Origin of the sequence: Streptomyces sp. NPDC085927, assembly GCF_044540975.1 — a bacterium.
Lineage (GTDB): Bacteria > Actinomycetota > Actinomycetes > Streptomycetales > Streptomycetaceae > Streptomyces > Streptomyces hirsutus.
On record NZ_JBITSN010000002.1, the window covers coordinates 608,395 to 630,530 of the forward strand.

18 protein-coding genes are annotated in these 22,136 nt (G+C 72.2%); 8 read left to right on the top strand and 10 right to left on the bottom strand.

Annotation, left to right across the window (positions count from 1 at the left end):
• The first annotated feature begins 85 nt into the window (after window positions 1-85).
• The gene (locus ACIF80_RS07710) at window positions 86-1,672 is read left to right on the top strand and encodes a Na+/H+ antiporter (RefSeq protein ID WP_399801241.1); all 1,587 of its coding nucleotides are present in this window, start codon (window positions 86-88) and stop codon (window positions 1,670-1,672) included.
• A 41-nt stretch (window positions 1,673-1,713) separates the two neighbouring features.
• On the top strand, window positions 1,714-2,460 hold the full coding sequence (locus ACIF80_RS07715; protein ID WP_399800650.1) for an SDR family NAD(P)-dependent oxidoreductase: 747 nt from the start codon (window positions 1,714-1,716) through the stop codon (window positions 2,458-2,460).
• Between the two features lie 7 nt (window positions 2,461-2,467).
• Here ACIF80_RS07715 and ACIF80_RS07720 read toward each other — a convergent pair whose 3' ends face one another.
• Window positions 2,468-3,643: a mechanosensitive ion channel family protein gene (locus tag ACIF80_RS07720; protein ID WP_399800653.1), complete on the bottom strand. Its 1,176-nt coding sequence runs from the start codon at window positions 3,641-3,643 to the stop codon at window positions 2,468-2,470.
• Window positions 3,644-3,772: 129 nt separating this feature from the next.
• Here ACIF80_RS07720 and ACIF80_RS07725 point away from each other — a divergent pair, with 129 nt between their 5' ends.
• A complete protein-coding gene (locus tag ACIF80_RS07725) occupies window positions 3,773-4,351 on the top strand; it encodes a dienelactone hydrolase family protein (RefSeq protein WP_399800655.1) in 579 nt (192 codons plus the stop codon).
• Window positions 4,352-4,427: 76 nt separating this feature from the next.
• Here ACIF80_RS07725 and ACIF80_RS07730 read toward each other — a convergent pair whose 3' ends face one another.
• From ACIF80_RS07730 to ACIF80_RS07745, 4 genes are all read right to left on the bottom strand, one after another.
• On the bottom strand, window positions 4,428-6,113 hold the full coding sequence (locus ACIF80_RS07730; protein ID WP_399800658.1) for an alkaline phosphatase D family protein: 1,686 nt from the start codon (window positions 6,111-6,113) through the stop codon (window positions 4,428-4,430).
• Between the two features lie 147 nt (window positions 6,114-6,260).
• On the bottom strand, window positions 6,261-7,073 hold the full coding sequence (locus tag ACIF80_RS07735) for a thioredoxin domain-containing protein (protein WP_399800660.1): 813 nt from the start codon (window positions 7,071-7,073) through the stop codon (window positions 6,261-6,263).
• 104 nt (window positions 7,074-7,177) lie between these two features.
• The gene (locus ACIF80_RS07740; RefSeq protein ID WP_399800663.1) at window positions 7,178-7,888 is read right to left on the bottom strand and encodes a hypothetical protein; all 711 of its coding nucleotides are present in this window, start codon (window positions 7,886-7,888) and stop codon (window positions 7,178-7,180) included.
• A 97-nt stretch (window positions 7,889-7,985) separates the two neighbouring features.
• Window positions 7,986-9,335 carry a DUF2252 domain-containing protein gene (locus ACIF80_RS07745; RefSeq protein ID WP_399800665.1) on the bottom strand — a complete coding sequence of 450 codons (1,350 nt, stop codon included), beginning with the start codon at window positions 9,333-9,335 and terminating at the stop codon, window positions 7,986-7,988.
• A gap of 265 nt (window positions 9,336-9,600) precedes the next feature.
• Here ACIF80_RS07745 and dnaE point away from each other — a divergent pair, with 265 nt between their 5' ends.
• Window positions 9,601-13,140 (top strand): DNA polymerase III subunit alpha, encoded by a 3,540-nt coding sequence (gene dnaE, locus ACIF80_RS07750; protein ID WP_399800667.1) that lies wholly within the window; start codon window positions 9,601-9,603, stop codon window positions 13,138-13,140.
• Window positions 13,141-13,283: 143 nt separating this feature from the next.
• On the opposite strand, the gene ACIF80_RS07755 is transcribed toward dnaE, so the two are convergent.
• Window positions 13,284-13,448 carry a hypothetical protein gene (locus ACIF80_RS07755; RefSeq protein WP_399800669.1) on the bottom strand — a complete coding sequence of 55 codons (165 nt, stop codon included), beginning with the start codon at window positions 13,446-13,448 and terminating at the stop codon, window positions 13,284-13,286.
• 222 nt (window positions 13,449-13,670) lie between these two features.
• Here ACIF80_RS07755 and ACIF80_RS07760 point away from each other — a divergent pair, with 222 nt between their 5' ends.
• From ACIF80_RS07760 to ACIF80_RS07775, 4 genes are all read left to right on the top strand, one after another.
• On the top strand, window positions 13,671-14,882 hold the full coding sequence (locus ACIF80_RS07760) for an NYN domain-containing protein (RefSeq protein WP_399800671.1): 1,212 nt from the start codon (window positions 13,671-13,673) through the stop codon (window positions 14,880-14,882).
• A 211-nt stretch (window positions 14,883-15,093) separates the two neighbouring features.
• Window positions 15,094-16,068 (top strand): ABC transporter ATP-binding protein, encoded by a 975-nt coding sequence (locus tag ACIF80_RS07765; protein WP_399801243.1) that lies wholly within the window; start codon window positions 15,094-15,096, stop codon window positions 16,066-16,068.
• A 101-nt stretch (window positions 16,069-16,169) separates the two neighbouring features.
• A complete protein-coding gene (locus ACIF80_RS07770; protein WP_399800674.1) occupies window positions 16,170-16,991 on the top strand; it encodes an ABC transporter permease in 822 nt (273 codons plus the stop codon).
• Between the two features lie 80 nt (window positions 16,992-17,071).
• Window positions 17,072-17,824 (top strand): AAA family ATPase, encoded by a 753-nt coding sequence (locus tag ACIF80_RS07775; protein WP_399800677.1) that lies wholly within the window; start codon window positions 17,072-17,074, stop codon window positions 17,822-17,824.
• A 162-nt stretch (window positions 17,825-17,986) separates the two neighbouring features.
• On the opposite strand, the gene ybaK is transcribed toward ACIF80_RS07775, so the two are convergent.
• The 4 genes from ybaK to ACIF80_RS07795 form a co-directional block, all read right to left on the bottom strand.
• Window positions 17,987-18,487, bottom strand: coding sequence for a Cys-tRNA(Pro) deacylase (gene ybaK, locus ACIF80_RS07780; RefSeq protein WP_399800680.1), 501 nt, complete (start codon window positions 18,485-18,487; stop codon window positions 17,987-17,989).
• A gap of 70 nt (window positions 18,488-18,557) precedes the next feature.
• The gene (locus tag ACIF80_RS07785; protein WP_399800683.1) at window positions 18,558-19,298 is read right to left on the bottom strand and encodes an LON peptidase substrate-binding domain-containing protein; all 741 of its coding nucleotides are present in this window, start codon (window positions 19,296-19,298) and stop codon (window positions 18,558-18,560) included.
• Between the two features lie 11 nt (window positions 19,299-19,309).
• Window positions 19,310-20,371 (bottom strand): hypothetical protein, encoded by a 1,062-nt coding sequence (locus ACIF80_RS07790; RefSeq protein WP_399800686.1) that lies wholly within the window; start codon window positions 20,369-20,371, stop codon window positions 19,310-19,312.
• Between the two features lie 172 nt (window positions 20,372-20,543).
• Window positions 20,544-22,121, bottom strand: a complete 1,578-nt coding sequence (locus ACIF80_RS07795) for an oxidoreductase (protein ID WP_399800688.1) — start codon at window positions 22,119-22,121, stop codon at window positions 20,544-20,546.
• Window positions 22,122-22,136: the final 15 nt, after the last annotated feature.

Here is a 22,136-nt window from a genome sequence, read left to right on the forward strand (position 1 = left end):
CGGCGCCGCACGCCTGGCGCGGGACGTCGGCGTGGCAGGCTGGGCGCCCTGCCGTCCGACCGCCGAGCCGCCCGGAGCACCGACCGTGGACCAGATGGCCCTGATGTTCGCCCTGCTGCTCGGGGCCGTGGTGTGCGTTCCCGTGGGAGACCGGCTGGGACTGCCGGCGCCGGTGCTGATGACGGTTTTCGGGATCGTCCTCGCCCTCCTGGAGTTCGTCCCGAACGTGGACGTCCCGCCGGACCTGATCCTGCCGCTGCTGCTGCCGCCCCTGCTCTACGCCGCCGTCCGCCGGACGTCCTGGCGGCAGTTCGCGGCGAACGCGAGACCGATCCTCCTGCTGGCCGTGGCGCTGGTGTTCGTCACCACGCTGTGCGTGGCCGTCGTCGCGCACACGATCGTGCCGGGCCTGCCGCTGGCCGCCGCGATCGCCCTCGGCGCGCTGGTCGCACCGCCCGACCCGGTCGCGGCGACCGCGGTCGCCGGGAAGCTGGGGCTGCCGCGCCGACTGGTGTCGATCCTCGAGGGCGAGGGCCTGTTCAACGACGTCACCGCCATCGTCCTGTACCACGTGGCGATCGCCGCCGCCGTGAGCGGCACCTTCTCGCCCTGGGACGCGGGCCTGGACCTGGTCCTGTCGGCCGTGGTGGCGGTCGCGGTCGGGCTCGCGCTCGGCTGGGGCGCCAACCGGCTGATGGACCTGCTCGGGGACGCGACCCTGCAGATCGCGCTGAGCCTGCTGGTGCCGTACTTCTCCTACGTCCTGGCCGAGGAGCTGCACGGCTCGGGGGTGCTCGCGGTGCTCACCACCGCGCTGTTCCTCGTGGAGTACGCCACCGACGCCGACGACGTGACGACCCGGCTGGCCGGGCACGCCTTCTGGGACATCGTGGACACGCTCGTCACCGGCGTCGCGTTCGGGCTGGTCGGTCTCGAACTGCACAACGCGGTCGGGGCCGCGGCCGGCCACTGGGGCGAACTGCTCGGCTGGGCGGGGGTGATCGTGGCGGTGGTCGTCCTCGTCCGGCTGCTGTGGCTGCTGCCCGCGACCTGGCTGACACGGCGGTTGCACGCGGCGCGGGACACGGGTGAGGACATCCCGGTGAGCTGGCGCGAGACCGTGGTGATGTGGTGGTCGGGGATGCGCGGGGTGGCCTCCGTCGCGCTGGCGCTGGCGATTCCGCTGGAGACCGAGGCCGGGGGCGACTTCCCGGCCCGGGGCGAGATCGTCTTCATCGCGTTCGGCGTGATCATGGGGACGCTGCTGATCCAGGGGACGACCCTGCCGTGGCTGGTGAAACGGCTGGGGGTGCGGGCCGACACCAGGCGGGAGAAGGAACTCGAACGGGACCTCGCGCTGCGGGCGTCCCAGGCCGCGAAACACCGGCTGCGCGAGATCGAGGAGGCCGAGGACCTGCCGGAGGAACTGGCCGAGCAGATGCTGCGCAGCGCCTTCGACATCGGGGCGCGGATCAGCCCCGATGTCGTCGAGGACGAGCGGCGGGAGGCGTACCGGCACCGGGCGCGGTGGGTCAGGGCGGCACGGCGGATCCGGGGGGAGATGCTGAGCGCCGCGCGGCACGAGGTGCTGGCGGCGCGGAGCGAGGCGGGGGCCGACCCCGAGGTGGTGGACCGGGTGCTGCGTCACCTCGATGTGCGCAGTCTGCGGTGAGTTCGCTCCGCGGTACGGCGTTTGGTTCGTAAGGTCGGGGCATGACGCGCAACGTGGTGATCAGCGGGGGCGGTACGGGGATCGGGCTGGCGGCGGCACGGGTCTTCGCCGCCGACGGGGACCGGGTGCTGCTGCTCGGGCGGCGCGAGGACGTCCTGGAGCGGGCCGGGGCCGAGGTGCCGGGGGCCGAGGTGTACGCCGCGGACCTCGCCGATCCGGTCGCCGTGCGGGGCGTCGCCGGCTACGTCGGCCGGGAGTTCGGAGCCGTGGACGTCCTGGTCCACAGCGCCGGCGGCAGCGGCCTCCTCGAACGCCAGGCGGGGGCGGACGATCCGCTCGACGCCGTCGCCCGCCACTGGACGGTCAACTTCCGGCTCAACCTGCTGACCGCCGTCCTGCTCACGGAGGCACTGAAGGACCGGCTCGCCGAGCCCGGCGGGCGGGTGCTGTTCCTCAGCTCGATCGCCGCCTACCGGGGCTCCGGGCAGACCGCGTACGCGGCGGCCAAGGCCGGGCTGCACCCGTACGCCCACGACCTCGCCCGGAAGCTGGGGCCGCACGGCATCACGGTGAACGTGGTCGCTCCCGGCTACATCGAGGACACCGCCTTCTTCGGCGACGGCATCGACGAGGAGCGGCGGGCGAAGCTGGTCGCCGAGACCGCCGACGGGCGGGCCGGGACGCCCGGGGACGTGGCCGCCACCCTGCACTGGCTGGCCTCCCCGGGCGCCGGACACATCACCTCGCAGATCATCCAGGTCAACGGCGGCGCCGAACGCGGCCACTGAGGTGCCGTCAGTACTCCTTCGCCGCGCCCTGCGGGTCGTGGGCGGGCACCCCGCCCTCCGGGGGACCGGAGGGGCCGGGGATACCGGGGGGACGGGTGATGCCGGCGGCGCCGCCGGGGGAGTGGTGGCTCTTGTCGAGGACCGGTGCCGGGTCGGCCGGCGCGGTGCTGACCCGGGGCAGGGCGTAGGGATGCTGCTCGGCCAGCCAGCGGATCATCTGCTCGCGGACCTCCACCCGTACCGTCCATATGTCGCCGGCGTCCTTGGCCGTCACCAGGGCCCGCACCTGGATGGTGCTGGGTGTGGTCTCCACGACGGTCAGGTTGTAGGCGCGGCCGTCCCAAGCCGGGCACTCGCGCAGGATGTCGCGGAGCCGGTCGCGCATCGCGTCCAGCGGGGCCCGGTGGTCGAGGTGCCAGATGACCGTCCCGGTCATCTGCGGGGAGTCGCGGGACCAGTTCTCGAACGGCTTGGACGTGAAGTACGACACCGGCATGGTGATCCGGCGCTCGTCCCAGGTGTTCACCGTGAGGAAGGTCAGGGTGATCTCCTCGACCGTGCCCCACTCGCCGTCCACCACGACGGTGTCGCCGATGCGCACCATGTCGCCGAAGGCGATCTGCAGTCCGGCGAACAGGTTGCTGAGCGTGGACTGGGCGGCGACACCGGCGACGATGCCGAGGATGCCCGCCGAGGCCAGCAGCGAGGCGCCGGCCGCGCGCATGGCGGGGAAGGTCAGCAGCATCGCGGCCACCGCCACCACTCCGACCATCGCCGAGACGACCCGCCGGATCAGCGTCACCTGGGTGCGCACCCGGCGGACCCTGGCCGGGTCGCGCTCGCGGTGCACGTTGGCGTACCGGGTGTACGAGGTCTCGACGACGGCCGCCGCGATCCGGATCACCAGCCAGGCGGCCGACCCGATCAGCACCAGGGTCAGCACCCGCTCGATGGATGCCCGGTGGCCCTCGAACAGCTTCGCCTCGCTGAACGACCCTCTCAGCAGAGCCGCGCAGATGAGCAGCTGGTAGGGGATGCGGCCGCGCCGGAGCAGTTCCCACATGGGGGTCTCGGGGTGCCGGGCGTCGGCCTTGCGCAGCAGTCGGTCGGTGGCCCAGCCGAGCATCAGGGTGAGCACGACCGAGCCGCCGAACACGATCAGGGGGCGGAGCACGTCTTCCATGTCCTCGAACCTAACCGGCCTCGCGTGCACTGAACATGTGACATCCGTGGCGCCGTGGGTACGGACGGCGCGTCGGACCGGGCCGCCGGCGGGCACCGGCTGTCGGACCCGGCTGGCACCATGGGCGTCATGAACATCATGCTGTTTCACTCGACCTACGGCCCGCGACCTGCGGTGTCCGCGGCCGCGGACCGGTTGCGCGGCGCCGGACACGAGGTGTGGACGCCCGACCTCTTCGGGGGCCGTACGTTCGACACGGTCGAGGAGGGCATGGCCCACCGGGAGTCCATCGGCAGGGACGAGTTGCTGAGGCGGGCCGTGCTCGCCGCCGCGCCCTACTCGGAGCGGGGACTGGTGTACGCCGGGTTCTCCTTCGGCGCCTCCGTCGCCCAGACGCTGGCCCTCGGCGACGGCCGGGCGCGCGGGCTGCTGCTCCTGCACGGCACGTCGGACATCGCGGCGAACGCGGCGGTGGACGGCCTGCCGGTACAGCTCCATGTCGCCGAGCCGGACCCGTTCGAGACGGACGACTGGCTGAGCGCCTGGTACCTGCAGATGGGCCGCGCCGGAGCCGACGTCGAGGTGTACCGGTACGCCGGGGCCGGTCACCTCTACACCGACCCCGGCCTGCCGGACCACGACGAGGAGGCCGCCGAGGCCACCTGGCGGGTGGCGCTCGGCTTCCTCGGTTCGCTGGAGGACGACTGACGGAGAGAAGCGAAGGGCGCGGACCGGACCGGCGTATCGGGCCGGCTTTCCGGACCGGCGCATCGGGCCGCGCGGGTCAGACCGGGCTGTCGGCGCGCTCGACCCGCTGGGTGCCGCTGAGCGTCCGGTAGGAGCGCGCCCACGTGGACGTGGCGTCCGGGTCGGTGCGGCTGGACACCACGTAGTAGTCCATCTGCGCCCGCTCGGACGTGATGTCCAGCACGCCGTAGCCGTGGCGGTCGGTGTCGACCCAGTGGACATGCCGGTTGGTGGCCCTGATCAGCGGGGAGGCGACCGCGGAGACGGTGCCCTCGGGAACCTTGACGATGTCGTCGAGGTTGTCCGAGGTGACCGAGGTCACGACGAACTCGGCGGCGGCCGAGCCGGAAGCCGGGTACGTGCCCGCGTTCACCGGCACGTCGTTGGCCCACGCCATGTGGATGTCACCGGTGAGGAAGACCGTGTTGCGGATCGCGTTCGTCCGCAGATGGGCGAGGAGTTCCCGGCGGTCGTCGGTGTAGCCGTCCCACTGGTCGGTGTTGAGGGCGAGGCCCTCCTGCGGCAGGCCGAGCAGCTTGGCGATCGGCTTCAGCAGACTGGCCGGGAGCGAGCCGAGCGCGAGCGGCGAGATCATCACCGAGGTGCCGACCAGCCGCCAGGTGGTGTCGGACGCCGACAGCCCCGACTTGAGCCAGTCGAGCTGGGCGCGGCCGGTGAGCGTACGGTCGGGGTCGTCCACCTCGCCGTCGCCCAGGGAGACCTGCTGGGAGCGGAAGGAGCGCAGGTCCAGCAGCGAGAGGTCGGCGAGCCTGCCGAAGCGCAGCCGGCGGTAGGTGGTGCCGGCCAGCGCGGGACGTACCGGCATCCACTCGAAGTAGGCCTGCTTGGCGGCGGACTGACGCGCGGCCCAGGTGCCCTCCTGGCCCTCGGTGTGGTTCCCGGCGCCGCCGGACCAGGTGTCGTTGGCGATCTCGTGGTCGTCCCAGATCGCGACGACCGGCGCCTTGGCGTGCAGCGCCTGGAGGTCGGGGTCGGTCTTGCACGTCGCGTGCCGCAGGCGGTAGTCGGCCAGGGTGACGATCTCGTGGGCGGGCGCGTGCGCGCGGACGGTCCTGCCCCGTGTGCCGTACTCGCCGGAGCCGTACTCGTAGATGTAGTCGCCGAGATGCAGCCAGGCGTCGAGGTCGCCGCGGGCCGCGAGATGGCGGTACGACGAGAAGTGGCCGGCCTCCCAGTTGGAGCAGGAGACCACGCCGAAGCGCAGACCGGTCACGGCGGCGTCGGCGGCCGGGGCGGTACGGGTGCGGCCGGCGGGGGAGTCGGTGCCGCCGGAGGAGAAGCGGAACCAGTAGTCGGTGGCCGGCGCGAGGCCGCGGACGTCGGCCTTGACGGTGTGGTCGGTGGCCGCGGTGACGCGGGTCGACCCCTTCGCGACGACGCTGGTGAACGCCTTGTCGCGGGCGACGGTCCAGCCGACCTCGGTGTCGGGGCCGAGCCCGGAGCCGGGTGTCGCCTCCGGCGTCGGCGTCACGCGCGTCCACAGCAGGACGCCGTCCGGCAGCGGATCGCCGGAGGCCACCCCGTGCAGGAAGACGGGGGCCACGGCGGTGGCGGCGCGGGCGGGCAGCGCGGCGGCGAGCGGTGCGGCGAGGACCGCGGTCGCGGCAGCGGCTTTGACGACCGAACGGCGGCGGGGGAAAAGGGAGTCGGCGTCCGCGGTGGCGGAGACGGCGCTCTCGGACGATCTGTGTCGAGTGGTCACAGCCGACCAGGCTACTGACAGGTACATGCAAAAGCGGGCGAACTCGCGAAAGTTCGCCCGCTCTTCAGCGTGCTGTCGGCCGGTCGTGACCGTACCCCGGCCGCGCGCCCCCGGCTCCGGCTCCGGGGGCCGGACGAGGTTGTCGGATCAGGACTTGAGCGCCTTCTCGACCGCGGCCGTGAACTCGGCGGCCGTCATCGGCGCGTTCTGCCCGTCGGACCCGGTGAGCTTCTCGCCGTCCATCTTCAGCGTCGGGGTGCCCTGGACGTCGCTGTCGTCGAACTTCTCGGACATCTCCAGCGCCCACTTGTCGTAGGTGCCGTTCTCCACGGCCGTCTGGAACTTCTTGTTGCCCTTCAGTTCCTCGACGGAGTCCGCCACCTCGATCAGGTAGGCGTCGTCCTTGAACTTGTCCTGGCTCTCCTCGGGGTGGAACTCGGCCGAGTAGAGCGCGGACTTGTAGGCGAGGAACGCCTCCGGGCTGACGTTCAGCGCGGCACCCAGGGCGCTCAGGGCGTTCTTGGAGCCCTCGCCGGTCAGGTTGCGGTCGAGGAACGCGGCGCCGATGAACTGGACCTTGTACTTGCCGTCCGCGACGTCCTTGTCGATCGTCTCGCCGACGGTCTGCTCGAACGAGGCGCAGATCGGGCAGCGCGGGTCCTCGTACAGCTCCAGGGTCTTCTTCGCGTCGGCCTTGCCGATGACGACGGTCGTGCCGTTCTCGCCGCTGGAGTTGGCCGGCTTGACGAGCTTCGCGTCCGCCGCGGCCTCCCATGCGCCGGGCTTGTTGGCCTGCATGATGGTGTAGCCGATGCCGCCGGCTATCGCCAGGACGCCGACGATCGTTCCGGCGACGACCAGCTGGCGCTTGACCTTGGCCTTCTTGGCCTCGCGCTCGCGCTCGACGCGCAGACGCTCGCGGGCCGCAGTCTTCGCCGCCTGGCTGTTCCGCTTGCTCATGGTGATGCTCTCCACTGGGGACGCGCACAGGGTGTGTGCGGGATACGTATGGGGGGACTACGGGTGCTCGGACAGGGTGCCGACGCCGAAGAGGCCGAGCCGTCTCAGGCGAGGGCGGTGGAGCACGGCGGTCCACGCCGTCCCAGGAAGTGCACGAGGAACCGGTCCACGGCCGTGATGGTCCGGTGGTCCGGGCGGGCCGGCCGGCGGACCTTCGGGGCACGGCGCACGGTCACCGCGGCGACCGCCAGCAGCAACGGCCGGACCGCTGTCGAAGCCGTCGCCGTCACCGCGCCCAGCAGCTGGGCCAGCGCCCGCTCGCCACGGTGCAGCCAGGCGGCGGCGAACAGGCCGATGCCGATGTGCGCGCCGAGCAGCAGCCACGCGGTGGCCGGGCCGGCCTGGGCGAGCAGTCCCGCGAACCGGTCGCCGCCGTCGGCCGCGGTGCCGGTCACCCGCGCCAGCGGGGTGCCCACGCCGGTGCCGTCGCCGCACAGCAGGTCGAAGCCGACCGAGCGCAGCGGGCCCGTGACCGGGCCGCCCATCGGGCCGTAACAGACGTGCTGGCCGGTGGTGAAGACGGTGTCGGCGGCCAGCTCCAGCGGGACCAGCAGGGCGGCGATCCGCCCGAAGGAGCGCTGCCGGCCCGCGAGGGCGTACGCCAGGACGAACACGGCGCCGGCGATCACCGTCACCGTGCTCAACGGCAGGGGAGCCCCGGACAGCAGCACGTGCGACGCGGCGCTGAGGGTCACGACCACGGTCGTGAACAGCGCCGCGCGTACGGCTCTGAGCGGGGCTCCGGATATGTCCATGGGGGGCCGAGTCTGTCATGCGCTCCGGTAAGGGATCCCTAAAGGGTTCCGGTCGGCAGGAATGACCCGGCCGGGGCGGCCCCGGGCGGCAGGAAGGTCACAGTCCGGGGATCCTGCCGTTGCGGAACAGGTCCAGGAAGATCTGGTGGTCGCCGCGCGCACGGGCGCCGTAGCTGTGCGCGAAGTCGACCAGCAGGGGCTCCAGCCCCTCCTCGTCGGCCGCGATCGCCGCGTCGATGGCGCGCTCGGTGGAGAACGGCACCAGGGACTCGCCGGACGTGTCGTCCGCCGCCGCGTGCATCGTGGCCGTGGCCCGGCCGAGGTCGGCGACGACCTGGGCGATCTCCTCCGGCTCGTCGATGTCGCCCCAGTCCAGGTCCACCGCGTACGGCGAGACCTCCGCGACCAGCTGCCCCGTGCCGTCCAGCTCGGTCCAGCCCAGCCACGGGTCGGCGTGCGCCTGCAGGGCACGCTGGGAGATCACCGTGCGGTGGCCCTCGTGCTGGAAGTAGTCCCGGATCGACGGGTCGGTGATGTGCCGGGAGACGGCCGGCGTCTGCGCCTGCTTGACGTAGATCACCACATCGTTCTCCAGGGCGTCGCTGTGCCCCTCCAGCAGGATGTTGTACGACGGCAGCCCGGCCGAGCCGATGCCCACGCCCCGGCGGCCCACGACGTCCTTCACCCGGTAGGAGTCCGGACGGGCCAGCGAGGCGTCCGGCAGCGTCTCCAGGTAGCCGTCGAAGGCGGCGAGGACCTTGTAGCGGGTGGCGGCGTCGAGCTCCACCGCGCCGCCGCCGGAGGCGAAGCGGCGCTCGAAGTCACGGATGACGGTCATCGAGTCCAGCAGCCCGAACCGGGTCAGCGAGCGGGCGTCGCGCAGCGCGTCGAGCAGCGGGCCCTGTGCGGTGTCCAGCGTGAACGGCGGCACCTCGTCGCTCTTCGCGCCGGTCGCCAGCGCGTGGATCCGCTCCCGGTACGCGGCCGTGTAGATCCGCACCAGCTCGGTGATCTGTTCGTCGCTGAGCGCCTTCGCGTAGCCGATCAGTGCCATGGAGGCGGCGAAGCGCTTGAGGTCCCAGGTGAAGGGGCCGACGTAGGCCTCGTCGAAGTCGTTGACATTGAAGACCAGACGGCCGTTGGAGTCCATGTACGTGCCGAAGTTCTCCGCGTGCAGATCACCGTGGATCCACACCCGGGACGTCCGGTCGTCCAGGTACGGTCCGCTGTATATCCTCCCGCCACCCCGCCCGGCGTGCTCGGCGTCCAGATCGTGGTAGAAGAGACACGCCGTGCCTCGGTAGAACGCGAACGCCGAGGCCGCCATCTTCCGGAACTTCACGCGGAAGGCGGCAGGGTCGGCGGCCAGGAGCTCGCCGAAGGCGGTGTCGAGAACGGCGAGAATCTCCTCGCCGCGGTGCTCGCCGTCGAGCTGCGGGACCGACATCGCTGAGTGCCTCCTGGTACGGGATATTTTGGGACGGCGGATCCGTCCCCTGCTCCAACGTGTGGCGCGTCACGGGAGTGCCCGCGCCGCACGCCTGAAGGTACGTCCGGCGGAGCCTCGAGTGTCAGTGCCGGGGCATAGAATTCGAGGCTGTCCACCGGACTGCCGCCGAGCGCCCGCCCGCCACCCGACCACCACCCCTCGACAAGACGCTCCGCGCCACAGCCACCCTCTCCGTCCGACCCCTGCCACTGGAGGCCGAACCGTGTCGAAGACGCCGTTCACGCACCTGCACGTCCACACCCAGTACTCCCTGCTGGACGGTGCCGCGCGGCTGAAGGACATGTTCAACGCCTGCAACGAGATGGGCATGAGCCACATCGCCATGTCCGACCACGGCAACCTGCACGGCGCGTACGACTTCTTCCACAGCGCGCAGAAGGCCGGAGTCACCCCGATCATCGGGATCGAGGCCTACGTCGCGCCCGAGTCGCGGCGCACCAAGCGCAAGATCCAGTGGGGCCAGCCGCACCAGAAGCGGGACGACGTCTCCGGTTCGGGCGGTTACACCCACAAGACCATCTGGGCGGTCGACAGCACGGGTCTGCACAACCTCTTCCGGCTCTCCTCCGACGCGTACGCCGAGGGATGGCTGCAGAAGTGGCCCCGGATGGACAAGGAGACCATCTCCAAGTGGTCCACCGGGCTGGTCGCCTCCACCGGCTGCCCCTCCGGCGAGGTCCAGACCCGGCTGCGCCTCGGCCACTTCGACGAGGCGCTCAAGGCGGCCGCCGACTACCAGGACATCTTCGGCAAGGACCGGTACTTCCTGGAGCTGATGGACCACGGCATCGAGATCGAGCGCCGGGTCCGTGACGGCCTGCTGGAGATCGGGAAGAAGCTCGGCATCCCGCCCCTGGTGACCAACGACTCGCACTACACGTACGCGAACGAGGCGACCGCCCACGACGCACTGCTGTGCATCCAGACCGGCAAGAACCTCTCCGACCCCGACCGCTTCCGGTTCGACGGCACCGGCTACTACCTCAAGTCCACCGACGAGATGTACGCCATCGACTCCTCCGACGCCTGGCAGCAGGGCTGCGCCAACACCAGGCTGATCGCCGACATGGTCGACACCACGGGCATGTTCGAGAAGCGCGACCTCATGCCCAAGTTCGACATCCCCGAGGGCTACACCGAGGTCAGCTGGTTCCGCGAGGAGACCATGCGGGGCATGCAGCGCCGCTTCCCGGGCGGCATCCCGGACGACCGCATGAAGCAGGTCGAGTACGAGATGGACACCATCATCTCGATGGGCTTCCCCGGGTACTTCCTCGTCGTCGCCGACTTCATCATGTGGGCCAAGAAGCAGGGCATCGCGGTCGGCCCCGGCCGTGGCTCCGCGGCCGGCTCGATCGTCGCCTACGCCCTCGGCATCACCGACCTCGACCCGATCCCGCACGGCCTGATCTTCGAGCGGTTCCTCAACCCCGAGCGCATCTCCATGCCCGACGTCGACATCGACTTCGACGAGCGCAGGCGCGTGGAGGTGATCCGGTACGTCACCGAGAAGTACGGCGCCGACAAGGTCGCCATGATCGGCACCTACGGCAAGATCAAGGCGAAGAACGCCATCAAGGACTCCGCGCGCGTGCTGGGCTACCCGTACGCCATGGGCGACCGGCTCACCAAGGCCATGCCCGCCGACGTCCTGGGCAAGGGCATCGACCTCGACGGCATCACCAACCCCTCGCACCCGCGCTACAACGAGGCCGGCGAGATCCGCGCGATGTACGAGAACGAGCCGGACGTGAAGAAGGTCATCGACACCGCCAAGGGCGTCGAGGGCCTCGTGCGGCAGATGGGCGTGCACGCGGCCGGCGTGATCATGTCCAGCGAACCCATCGTCGACCACGCCCCGATCTGGGTGCGGCACACCGACGGCGTGACCATCACGCAGTGGGACTACCCCCAGTGCGAGTCGCTCGGCCTCCTGAAGATGGACTTCCTGGGCCTGCGCAACCTCACGATCATGGACGACGCCATCAAGATGGTGAAGGCCAACAAGGGCATCGACCTGGAGATGCTCGCCCTCCCGCTGGACGACCCCAAGACCTTCGAACTGCTCTGCCGCGGTGACACCCTCGGTGTCTTCCAGTTCGACGGCGGCCCGATGCGCTCGCTGCTCCGCCAGATGCAGCCCGACAACTTCGAGGACATCTCCGCCGTCTCGGCCCTCTACCGGCCGGGCCCGATGGGCATGAACTCGCACATCAACTACGCGGAGCGCAAGAACGGCCGCCAGGAGATCACACCGATCCACAAGGAGCTGGAGGAGCCGCTCCGGGAGGTGCTGTCGGTCACCTACGGCCTGATCGTCTACCAGGAGCAGGTGCAGAAGGCCGCCCAGATCATCGCGGGCTACTCGCTCGGCGAGGCCGACATCCTCCGCCGCGTGATGGGCAAGAAGAAGCCCGACGAACTGGCGAAGAACTTCGTCCTCTTCCAGGAGGGCGCCCGCAAGAACGGCTACAGCGACGAGGCGATCCAGGCCCTGTGGGACGTGCTGGTCCCCTTCGCCGGCTACGCGTTCAACAAGGCCCACTCCGCCGCGTACGGACTGGTGTCGTACTGGACCGGCTACCTCAAGGCGAACTACCCGGCCGAGTACATGGCCGCGCTGCTCACCTCGGTCAAGGACGACAAGGACAAGTCGGCCGTCTACCTCAACGAGTGCCGCCGCATGGGCATCAAGGTGCTCCCGCCGAACGTCAACGAGTCCGAGTCGAACTTCGCCGCGCAGGGCGACGACGTGATCCTCTTCGGCCTCTCCGCCGTCCGCAACGTCGGCACCAACGTCGTCGAGTCGATCATCAAGAGCCGCAAGGCCAAGGGGAAGTACGCCTCCTTCCCGGACTACCTCGACAAGGTCGAGGCGGTCGTCTGCAACAAGCGGACCACCGAGTCGCTGATCAAGGCGGGCGCCTTCGACTCCATGGGGCACACCCGCAAGGGCCTCACCGCCCAGTACGAGCCGATGATCGACAACGTGGTCGCGGTCAAGCGCAAGGAGGCCGAGGGACAGTTCGACCTCTTCGGCGGCATGGGCGAGGAGGAGACCAGCGAGCCCGGCTTCGGCCTCGACGTCACCTTCACCGACGACGAGTGGGACAAGACCTACCTGCTCGCGCAGGAGCGGGAGATGCTCGGACTGTACGTCTCCGACCACCCGCTGTTCGGGCTGGAGCACGTCCTGTCCGACAAGGCCGACGCGGGCATCTCCCAGCTCACCGGCGGCGACTTCGGCGACGGCGCGGTGGTCACCATCGGCGGCATCATCTCCGGCCTCCAACGCAAGATGACCAAGCAGGGCAACGCCTGGGCGATCGCCACCGTGGAGGACCTCGCCGGGTCCATCGAGTGCATGTTCTTCCCCGCGACCTACCAGCTCGTCTCGACCCAACTCGTCGAGGACGCCGTGGTGTTCGTCAAGGGCCGGCTCGACAAGCGCGAGGACGTGCCGCGGCTGGTCGCCATGGAGCTCCAGGTGCCCGACCTGTCCAACGCGGGCACCAACGCGCCCGTCGTGCTCACCATCCCGGCGACCAGGGTCACCCCGCCGATGGTCAGCCGCCTCGGTGAGATCCTCGGCCACCACAAGGGCGACAGCGAGGTCCGCATCAAGCTCCAGGGACCGACGAAGACGACGGTGCTGCGCCTGGACCGGCACCGGGTGAAGCCGGACCCCGCCCTGTTCGGCGACCTCAAGGTCCTCCTCGGCCCGTCCTGCCTGGCGGGCTAGCCGGCCGGGCGACCCACACGGCCGACAAGGCCGACGAGACGGACAAGGCCGACGAGAGCGACGGCCAAGAGGGGTGCACCCGGTGACGGGGGCACCCCTCTGCACATGCCGTGCGCGGGGCTCAAGGGCCCGCCGCGCGGGCGTCAGTTGTGGCCGAAACGCTTCTCCCTGCCCTTGCGGGCGACATCTCCGGGAGTGATCTGCGGGCCGTGCTGCTCGGTCTGCGGCTCCGCGGAGGGGTGCTGCGCCGCCTGCGGGGCGCGTGCGGTCTGCGGCTGCTTCCGTTCACGGTTCTTGTTCTTGGCCATGGTGGTGCCTCCTGTGGGGGATCTAGGGGCCAGGGCCGGGACCAGACTCACATGGCGGAAGAGCCGCCGCATGTCGGACAATTACCGTGTGTGACAGGGTGGGTCGGCGAAGGAAGTGTGGAAACGCCACGCCGAAGATCGAGTTCGGGCCGTTAACCCCGGCGTGGTCGGGCAGACTCGAAGCAAGCCCGAAGCAAACCTCCCGGAAAGAGGGTGGATCGCGTGGACCGCTGCATCGTCCTGGTGGACGCCGGGTATCTGCTGGGGGCCGCCGCCAGTCTCCTCGCCGGGGAGCCCTCGCGGTCCCGGATCACCGTCGATCACACCGCCCTCGTCCAAGGGCTGCGCGACCGGGCCGAGTCCGACACGAGCCGGCCCCTGCTGCGCATCTACTGGTTCGACGGCGCCCCCGACCGGGTGCCGCAGCCCGAGCACCGCCGGCTGCGGGTCATGCCCAGGGTCACCGTCCGGCTGGGCGCCCTCACCCGCAGCGACGGCCGCTGGGCGCAGAAGGGCGTCGACGCCGCCATGCACGCCGAGTTGACCGAGCTGGCCCGCAACCGCGCCTGTTCCGACATCGTCCTGGTCACCGGCGACGGCGACCTGCTGCCCGGCATGATGGCGGCCAAGGAGCACGGTGTCGCCGTCCACCTGTGGGCCGTCCAGGCCGCCGACGGCGACTACAACCAGTCCGAGGACCTGGTGGCCGAGGCCGACGAGCGCCGGGTGCTGGACCGTGCCTGGATCACCAAGGCGGTGCGCGCCAAGGAGGACCACTCCGGGGCGTGCGCGCCGCCCCCCGCCGCCCGTCCCGAGATCGCCGCGATCCTCTCCGCCCCGCTGCCGGAGTCCGCGCCCGCCCCGGAGGAGGACGCGGCCGCCCAGGAGCCGCCGCACCCGGCCGCCGCCGGACACAACGGCACCGGCGAGCGGGCACCCGCCGCCAAGGGCGTCCCCACTCCCAAGGACCTGGCGGCCCTGCGCGGCCCCGGCGCCCCGCACCCCCACCCGCCGCAGTCCGCCACCCTGCGCTGGTCCTCCGACAAGGGCTGGGTCGACCGGCCCGTCGCCGAACCCCCCGAGGCCGCCTCGATGCCGACGCTCGCCCAGCTGACCACGGCGGAGCAGCGGTGGGCCGACCGCGAGGAGGACATCACCACGGTCGGCGGGGACCCCTTCGAGGTGGGGCAGGTCTTCGCCCGCCGCTGGGTGGAACGGCTGGGGGACCAGGGCAGTATCCAGAAGCTGTCCGGCATGTACCCCCGCATCCCGCACCGCGTCGACGGCGAGCTGCTGCGCTACGCCGCCCGCTTCGGCCTGCTCGCCCACAAGGACGACCAGATCGACGAACGCGACCGGTACGCCATCCGTGCGGGCTTCTGGCGCGAGCTGGACGTACGCACGGGGACGGACCGCGCCCCGGTCGGGGACTGATCCCGGCACCCGGGCCGGGCGCCGACCGTGCGGTGCCGCCCCCGCGCGGCCCCGCGCCGGGACGGGCCGGTGCCCTGCGGCGGGCTCGTCGTCCCAGCGGGGATTCCGGGGCGGTCGGCCGACCCGGAAGTGGATCGGGGGCGCGGACCCCGTAGTCTCGTTCCTTGTGAGTACGCGCGCGGTACAGGCATTCCGGCACGACAGTGACATCGTGTGCGTGGTGCGCGGGCTGACCAAGACCTATCCGGCGGCCCGTGGCCGCCGCGGAGTGCCGGCGACCCCCGAGGTCCGGGCCACCGACGACGTCGCGCTCGACGTCCGGCGCGGTGAGATCTTCGGACTGCTCGGGCCGAACGGCGCCGGCAAGTCCACCCTCGTACGCCAGCTCACCGGACTGATGCGGCCCGACCGCGGCAGCGTCCGGCTCCTCGGCCACGACATCGTGCGCCACCCCGAGCGGGCCGCGCGGATCCTCGCCTACCTCGGGCAGGAGTCCACCGCCCTCGACGAGCTGACCGTCTCGCTCGCCGTCGAGACCACCGCGCGGCTGCGCGGCCTCGACGCGAAGCGGGCGTGCGCGGAGCGGGACGACGTCCTCGACGAACTCGGGCTCACCCCGCTCGCCGCGCGCCCCCTGAAGAAGCTGTCCGGCGGCCAGCGCCGGCTGGCCTGCTTCGCCGCCTCGCTGGTCGGCGAGCGGCCCCTGCTGGTGCTCGACGAACCCACCGTCGGCATGGACCCGATCGCGCGGCGCGCCGTGTGGTCCGCCGTCGACCGGCGCCGGGCCGAGCAGGGCGCCACCGTGCTGCTGGTCACCCACAACGTCATCGAGGCCGAGACCGTGCTCGACCGGGTCGCCGTGCTCGACCGGGGCCGGGTGATCGCCTGCGACAGCCCGTCCGGGCTGAAGGAGCAGGTCGCGGGCGAGGTCCGGGTCCACCTGGTGTGGCGCGAGACGGCCCCCCTGCACGTACCGGAGGTCGCCGCGCTCCAGGACCGCGCCGTCGAGTCCGGCCGCCGCTGGACACTGCGGCTCGGGCCGGAGGAGGCCCGTGCCGTCGTCGCCACCGTCACCGGCGGCGCCGCCTTCGCGGCCCTGGACGACTTCACGCTCACCACGCCCACTCTGGAGGACGTGTACCTGGCGCTGGGCGGTGCCGTGCGGCAGGGGCTGGTGAAGGCATGAACGGCGGACCCCTGAGTGCACCGGGTGCCGTATCCGTACGGAACAGGACGACCGCCGGAGTGGATCCGGGCGAACCTCCGAGCGAAGGGGAGCAGCGCGACGTGAGTGTCGTACCCGCCGATGTCCTGCCGGGCGCCGTCCTGGCCGCGGAGGAGACCGCACCGGAACCCGCCGTGCTCGGTCCCCGGGCGCGGCTGTGGCCGTCGCTGGCGGCCGTGTACCGGGCGCAGCTCTCCCGGGCGCGGGTGGCGCGGATCCCGCTGCTGTTCGTGGCGACCTTCCAGTCCGTCGGGATCATGATCCTGATGCGCGGGGTCGTGGACGGCGGCTCGGAGGCGCGGGCGGTGGTGGCCGGATCGGCCGTCCTGGTCGTCGCCTTCGTCGCGCTCAACCTGCTCGCGCAGTACTTCGGACAGCTGCGGGCCAGCGGCGGACTCGACCACTACGCGACGCTGCCGGTGCCGCCGGCCGCGGTGGTGCTGGGCGCGGCCGGCGCCTACGCCTCGTTCACCGTCCCGGGGACCGTGGTGACCGCGGCCTTCGGATGCGTGCTGTTCGGGCTGCCGCTGACGCATCTGTGGGTGCTGGCCGCCGTGATCCCGCTGTCGGGTGCCGCGCTCGCCGGGCTGGGAGCGGCCCTGGGGCTGCTCGCGCCGCGGCCCGAGTTCGCCACGCTGCTCGGCCAGCTCGGCATGTCGGCGGCGCTGCTGCTGGGTGTGCTGCCGGCGGAGCGGATGCCGGAGGCGGTACGCGTCGTCCGGGACCTGCTGCCGTCGACGTACGGTGTCGAGGCCCTCGCACGGACCTTCGCGCCGCATCCCGACTGGGCGCTGGTCCTCGGCGACCTCGCCGTGTGCGGGGTGGTCGGCGTGCTCTCGCTGGCCGTGGCGGCCTGGGCATACCGCAGGGCCGCCGTCCGCTGACCCGTACGGCACCCCGTCCGGTGACCCGTCGGTGACCTGTCCGTGTCACGCCGCACAGCCGGGCCTGGCACGATGTCGGGGTGAGCGCACCTCTGACACCACCACCGCCTCCGCATGAACACTCCCCGCAGGGCGGGTGGCAGTCACCGTCCGCCGGGCAGGTGGCCGCCGCCTCCGCCGACGGGTCCGCCTCGGACGCCGCGGCCGGGCCCGCCGGGCACGGCGACCGGGCAGGGTACGGCTGGTACGAACAGGACGGCCCCGGGATGAAGACGGAACTGCGGGAGGCCGCCGTGACCGCGGTGGCGGTGGCGCTCGGCGGGGTGCTGCTCGGGGTGCTGTGGTGGTGGCTGGCGCCGCGGGTCCCGCTCGTGGGCGACGTCGCGGGCGACAGCTGGGTCGTCTACCTCAAGGACACCGAGGGCGAGCAGGCCATCGGCGTGGACGGGACGTTCGTGCTGCTCGCGCTGGCGTTCGGCGCGGTGAGCGCGCTCGCCGTGTTCCTCGTGCGGCGGCGCGGAGGCGTGCCGCTGGTGGTGGGGCTCGGGGTCGGCGGGCTGCTCGGATCACTGCTGGCGTGGCGGCTCGGGGTGTGGCTCGGGCCCGCGCAGGACGTCATCGCCCAGGCGAGGGACGTCGGCAAAGGCGTGACGTTCGACGCGCCGCTGAAGCTGAGCGCCAAAGGGGCGCTGCTGGCCTGGCCGTTCGCCGGACTGGTCGTCCACCTGGGCCTGACCGCGCTGTTCGGCCCCCGCGACCCCGATCCCGGTCCCTACCCGCCGGCCGACCCGTACGTCCCGCAGCCGCCGCACGGCGGATTCCCCGAGGCGTAGGGCCCGCCCGGCGGGCAGGCCCTACGCCTTCGGCCCGGTCGTGGTGTCAGGCCGGGCGCCTGCCGTGGTTCGCGCGGCCCTTCCTGGTGCGCCACTTGCGTTTGCGTGTTCTCTTCGACATGCCTCTTCTGCTTAACCGAAGAAGCGGGGCCCGTCGAGGGGTCAGGCACGCCCGATCGGGGCGAGTACCGCCGAGGTCAGCTCGGCCAGGTCGGCGGGAGAGAGCTCGACCTCCAGACCGCGGCGGCCGGCCGAGACGCAGATCGTCTCGTGCAGGCCGGCCGAGTCGTCCAGCACCGTGCGCAGCCGCTTGCGCTGGCCGAGGGGCGAGATGCCGCCCCGGACGTAGCCCGTGGTGCGTTCCGCCAGGGCCGGATCGGCCATCGCGGCCCGTTTGCCGCCGACCGCCGCCGCCAGGCCCTTCAGATCCAGCTGTCCCGCCACCGGGACCACCGCCACCGTCAGCGCGCCGTCGACGTCCGCCACCAGCGTCTTGAAGACCCGGTCGGGGGAGACACCCATCGCCTCGGCCGCCTCCTCGCCGTAGGACGGGTGGGAGGGGTCGTGGTCGTAGGAGTGGACGGTGAACGGCACCCCGGCCGCGGTGAGTGCCACCGTCGCGGGCGTACCGCCCGACTGCTGCTTCTTCGGCTTCTTCGCCATCCCGGCCCCGTTCCTGTCCCTGCGCTCGGTCCCGTTCCCGTCCCGCTCCGGGAAGCCGTACGGTCGTACGTCAGTTGAGGTGTGTCGGCCCGCGGGTCAGCTCCGACGCCGGCAGCGACGGCAGGTTGCGGATGATGGCCGTCTCCGTGCGAAGGAGCTTCAGCTCGTCGCGGAGCCGGGACGCCGTGTCCGGCGCCTGGAGCAGACGCTGCTTCGTCGGCGTGTCGAGCATCATCGCGGCGGCGACCAGATAGGACACGACGCCCGGCTCGTCCGGCAGTTCCGCGCCGGTCGCCAGCGACCGCTCCCGCGCCCCCGCCAGCCGCTTCTGGTACTGGCGGAAGGCCCGCAGCACTCCTTCGGCGAGCGCCCCCGCCTCCTCGCCGGGCGCCTCGAGCACCGGCTCCAGCTCGGCCGTCAGGAACGGCCCGGAGGCGTCGACCGACAGCAGCCGTGCCCGGGTCGTGCCCGTCGCCAGCACCTCGAAGGTGCCGTCGGCCCGTTCCCGGATCGTCGCCGCGTCGGCCACACAGCCCACCTTGTGGAAGGACCGGAGCGGGTCGGGACCGAAGCCCGCCGCGGGACCCAGCTCGGGTACGGCCGTCGGGTCCGGGATGCCGGGGGCGCTCGGGGCGACCTCGTGGCCGTCGCGGATCGTCACGACGGCGAACCGGCGCGGCTCGTCCTCCGGCGTCTTCAGAAGCTCGCGCATCATGGCGCGATAGCGCTCCTCGAAGATGTTCAGCGGAAGCACGAGCCCGGGGAACAGCACCGAGTTCAGGGGGAAGAGCGGGAGCCGGGCGGTGGTCACGACGTAAAAGCCTAATGGTCGCCGGGCCGGGCCCGGCGGCCCCGTTCACTCCGTGGATGCAGGGAGCCCGCGAAGGAGGCCGCGGCGGGCCCGGCGACCACCGTCTCGTACAGGCCCCGGCGCACCTCCAGGAACCGGCCGAGGGGATCCTCCGCCTCCCGGTCCCAGGGCGTGGAGGTGGCGTACGGGCCGGTGAGCCGCAGCTGCTCCAGGGCCTCCGGCCGGCGCTCCAGGCGCAGCAGGACGTACGCCAGGAGGTTGCGCAGGCCGGCCGGCCGGGGGTGGGCCGCCGGGAGCCGGGCGGACAGGGCCAGGGCGAGGTCGGCCGCCGCGTCGAGCCGCTCGCGCGGCACCCCGGGGCCGCCCCCGGCGGTGAGGTAGCCGAAGGCCGCCTGCAGCGGCAGGGCCTGCGTGAACGAGCCGTCCGGGGCGTCCTGCGCGGCCTGGTCGGCGAAGTCGAAGCACTCGAGGTGCGCACCGTGCCAGGAGGACGACAGGTAGCGCAGGGCCGCCACGTGGCAGCCGTAGTGGTGCGGGGCGCGGCGGACCGCGGCCTCCCACAGCTCCTGGAAGTACCGGTGCCCGGCCCGGGCGCCGCGGGCGTGGTCCAGGGCGAGCCGCCACGGCACCGGGTCGCGGTGGTCGGCCCGCGCGGCGGCCGTGATCAGCGGGCTCACCTCGCGCAGCAGTTCGGCGCGGGCCGGTGAGTCCCAGACGTGGTGCACCGCCCGCTGGGCGTCCACGAGCAGCCCGTCCGGGTTGTGCGGGTCGTGGGCGCGCCAGGTGTCCAGCCACTCGGGGCGCGAGCGGGCGAAGACGGCCAGCTGCCGCACGTACCGGTCGCGGTGCTCCCACGCCCCGCCGTGCCGGGTGGCGGCGAGCAGGCCGACGGCGGGCGCGGGGTCGCCGGCCGCGGCCCCGACCAGGACCGGACCCAGCACCTCGTCCGGGGCGTCGAGCAGCACCTCGGCGTCCGCGGGCAGCACGAGGACACCGGGCCGGGTGGTGCCCGACTTTCTTCGCACCCGGGACGCACGGGTGAACGCGTACAGCGGAGCCATGGTGTCGACCATTGAAAGACCGCAGGTCACAGCGGCGCCAGACCCTTCACGAAAGTTACGGAAGGTTGTACGCCGTTCGTTCAAGGCCGGGTAAAAAGGAGGCGGGCCCTCCGGGGCCGGGGAGATACCGGTTGTCGCTGGTCAGGCGCTGGACGGAGGAGGGGCAGGGGCCTGGGCGGGCCGGTCAGCCGCGGCGCAGGGTCCGGGTCGCGCCCGCCGCCACCGTCGTGGCGAGAATCCAGCCGAGCAGGATGAAGGCGGCCGCGAGCCACTGCCAGCCGCCGCGCAGTTGCCAGAACCCCACCTGGCCCAGGTCGATCACCGGCAGCAGCAGGTCCAGGGCGAAGAGGGACGGGTTCCACGCCGGATGCTCGCCGCTCTTGATCGGCGGATGGTGCGTGTGTGCGAACGCCATCGAACCGCCCGCCCACAGCACCGCCATCCACACCGCGGCCCGCCCGGGCCGGTAGCCGTAGGCGACCGTCCAGTCCTGCGCGTAGCCCCACAGCTTGGCCGCCAGGGGCAGGCCCTCGCGGCGCCGGCGCTGCTTGGCGAGCAGCACCTCGCGGGCGTCCTCCTCCTCACCGCCCGCCCGCAGCACGGCGGCCAGCCGCTCGTACGGCTCCGGGGTGTACTCGGCGCTCGCCGCGGCCACCCACTCCAGCCGCTCCGCCAGCGGGAACGGCCCGCGCGGCACGAGGTTCTCGTAGGTGAAGCCGCCCATGTGCAGCCGGCCCGGCCCCGGCCAGCTGTCCGCCCGGTCCATCAGGTTGACCACCCGCGCCCCGGACAGCGCCACCCGCCCGCGGGCCGGCCGCTCCCCGAGGAACCGCAGCTCCGGTGTCTGCACCCGGCGCAGTGACAGCTCCTGATCGTCGGTCAGGGTGAACCGGGCCCGTTCGAAGTCGACCGCGTCCCCGAACCGCCCGTCGTCCAGCCGCACCCCGCCCTGGCACTCGAACCGCTGGATCCGCGTCCCGCGCGCCGGTGTCATTCCGCTCCGCGCCTGGGTGCCGACCCCGGCGGGCGTCAGATACAGCGACCGCTCGACGGTCAGCTGCGGCGCGTTCAACGCGAGGCGGGCGGACGGGTTGACCAGCCGGGCGCCGCGCAGATTCACCGAGACGCCTATCGTCGCGCTGCGCAGGCTCAGCTCGCCGTGCGACTCCAGCAGCTCGGCCTGGAGGTCCTGGCCGATCGTCATGCCGTCCGCGGCTATCGACCGGCCGCTGCGGTCGCGGTGCACGACCGCCTGGTTGAGCAGCAGATCCGTGCCGATCCGGGCGTCGGTCAGCCGTATGCCCCCCAGGAACCGGCAGCGCGGCAGATGCAGATCGCCCTCGGTCTGCACCCGGGCCGCTTCCAGCCGGGGCACCGAGCAGTCCACCAGCCGCACCGTAGTGAAGCGGGCCTCCGGCAGCAGCACGTCCCGCTCGAAACGGCAGTCGCGCATCTCCACGTACGGCACCACCGTGCCGCCCGCGAGGTCCAGCGCGCCGCTGATCAGCACCCCGACCAGCTTCAGCGAGGAGACCCGGCCGGCCAGCGCGGGAGGGCCGTCCAGCAGGAGCCAGCACACGACACGCGCCCGGACGGTCCGCTCGGGTCCCCACGGATGCCCTCCGTGCGGATCGTCGACGACGGAGTCCCCGCTGCTCAGGTCGTACACGCTGCCGTTGCGGAAGGCCTGCCACATGCCGGCCTCCGTCGCCGTCAGGTCGGCCGGCACCTCGCCGGAGCGTCGTCCCTCCCCCTCGGTCACGGTCCCCCCTCCCTT

Excerpts from the sequence above, each read along its gene's own strand:
- ACIF80_RS07735 (WP_399800660.1), bottom strand. The coding sequence starts at position 7,073 with ATGAGCAAGCGGAACAGCCAGGCGGCGAAGACTGCGGCCCGCGAGCGT.
- ACIF80_RS07725 (WP_399800655.1), top strand. The coding sequence starts at position 3,773 with ATGAACATCATGCTGTTTCACTCGACCTACGGCCCGCGACCTGCGGTG.
- ybaK (WP_399800680.1), bottom strand. The coding sequence starts at position 18,487 with ATGGCGAAGAAGCCGAAGAAGCAGCAGTCGGGCGGTACGCCCGCGACG.
- ACIF80_RS07715 (WP_399800650.1), top strand. The coding sequence starts at position 1,714 with ATGACGCGCAACGTGGTGATCAGCGGGGGCGGTACGGGGATCGGGCTG.
- ACIF80_RS07790 (WP_399800686.1), bottom strand. The coding sequence starts at position 20,371 with ATGGTCGACACCATGGCTCCGCTGTACGCGTTCACCCGTGCGTCCCGG.
- ACIF80_RS07740 (WP_399800663.1), bottom strand. The coding sequence starts at position 7,888 with ATGGACATATCCGGAGCCCCGCTCAGAGCCGTACGCGCGGCGCTGTTC.
- ACIF80_RS07745 (WP_399800665.1), bottom strand. The coding sequence starts at position 9,335 with ATGTCGGTCCCGCAGCTCGACGGCGAGCACCGCGGCGAGGAGATTCTC.
- ACIF80_RS07755 (WP_399800669.1), bottom strand. The coding sequence starts at position 13,448 with ATGGCCAAGAACAAGAACCGTGAACGGAAGCAGCCGCAGACCGCACGC.
- ACIF80_RS07720 (WP_399800653.1), bottom strand. The coding sequence starts at position 3,643 with ATGGAAGACGTGCTCCGCCCCCTGATCGTGTTCGGCGGCTCGGTCGTG.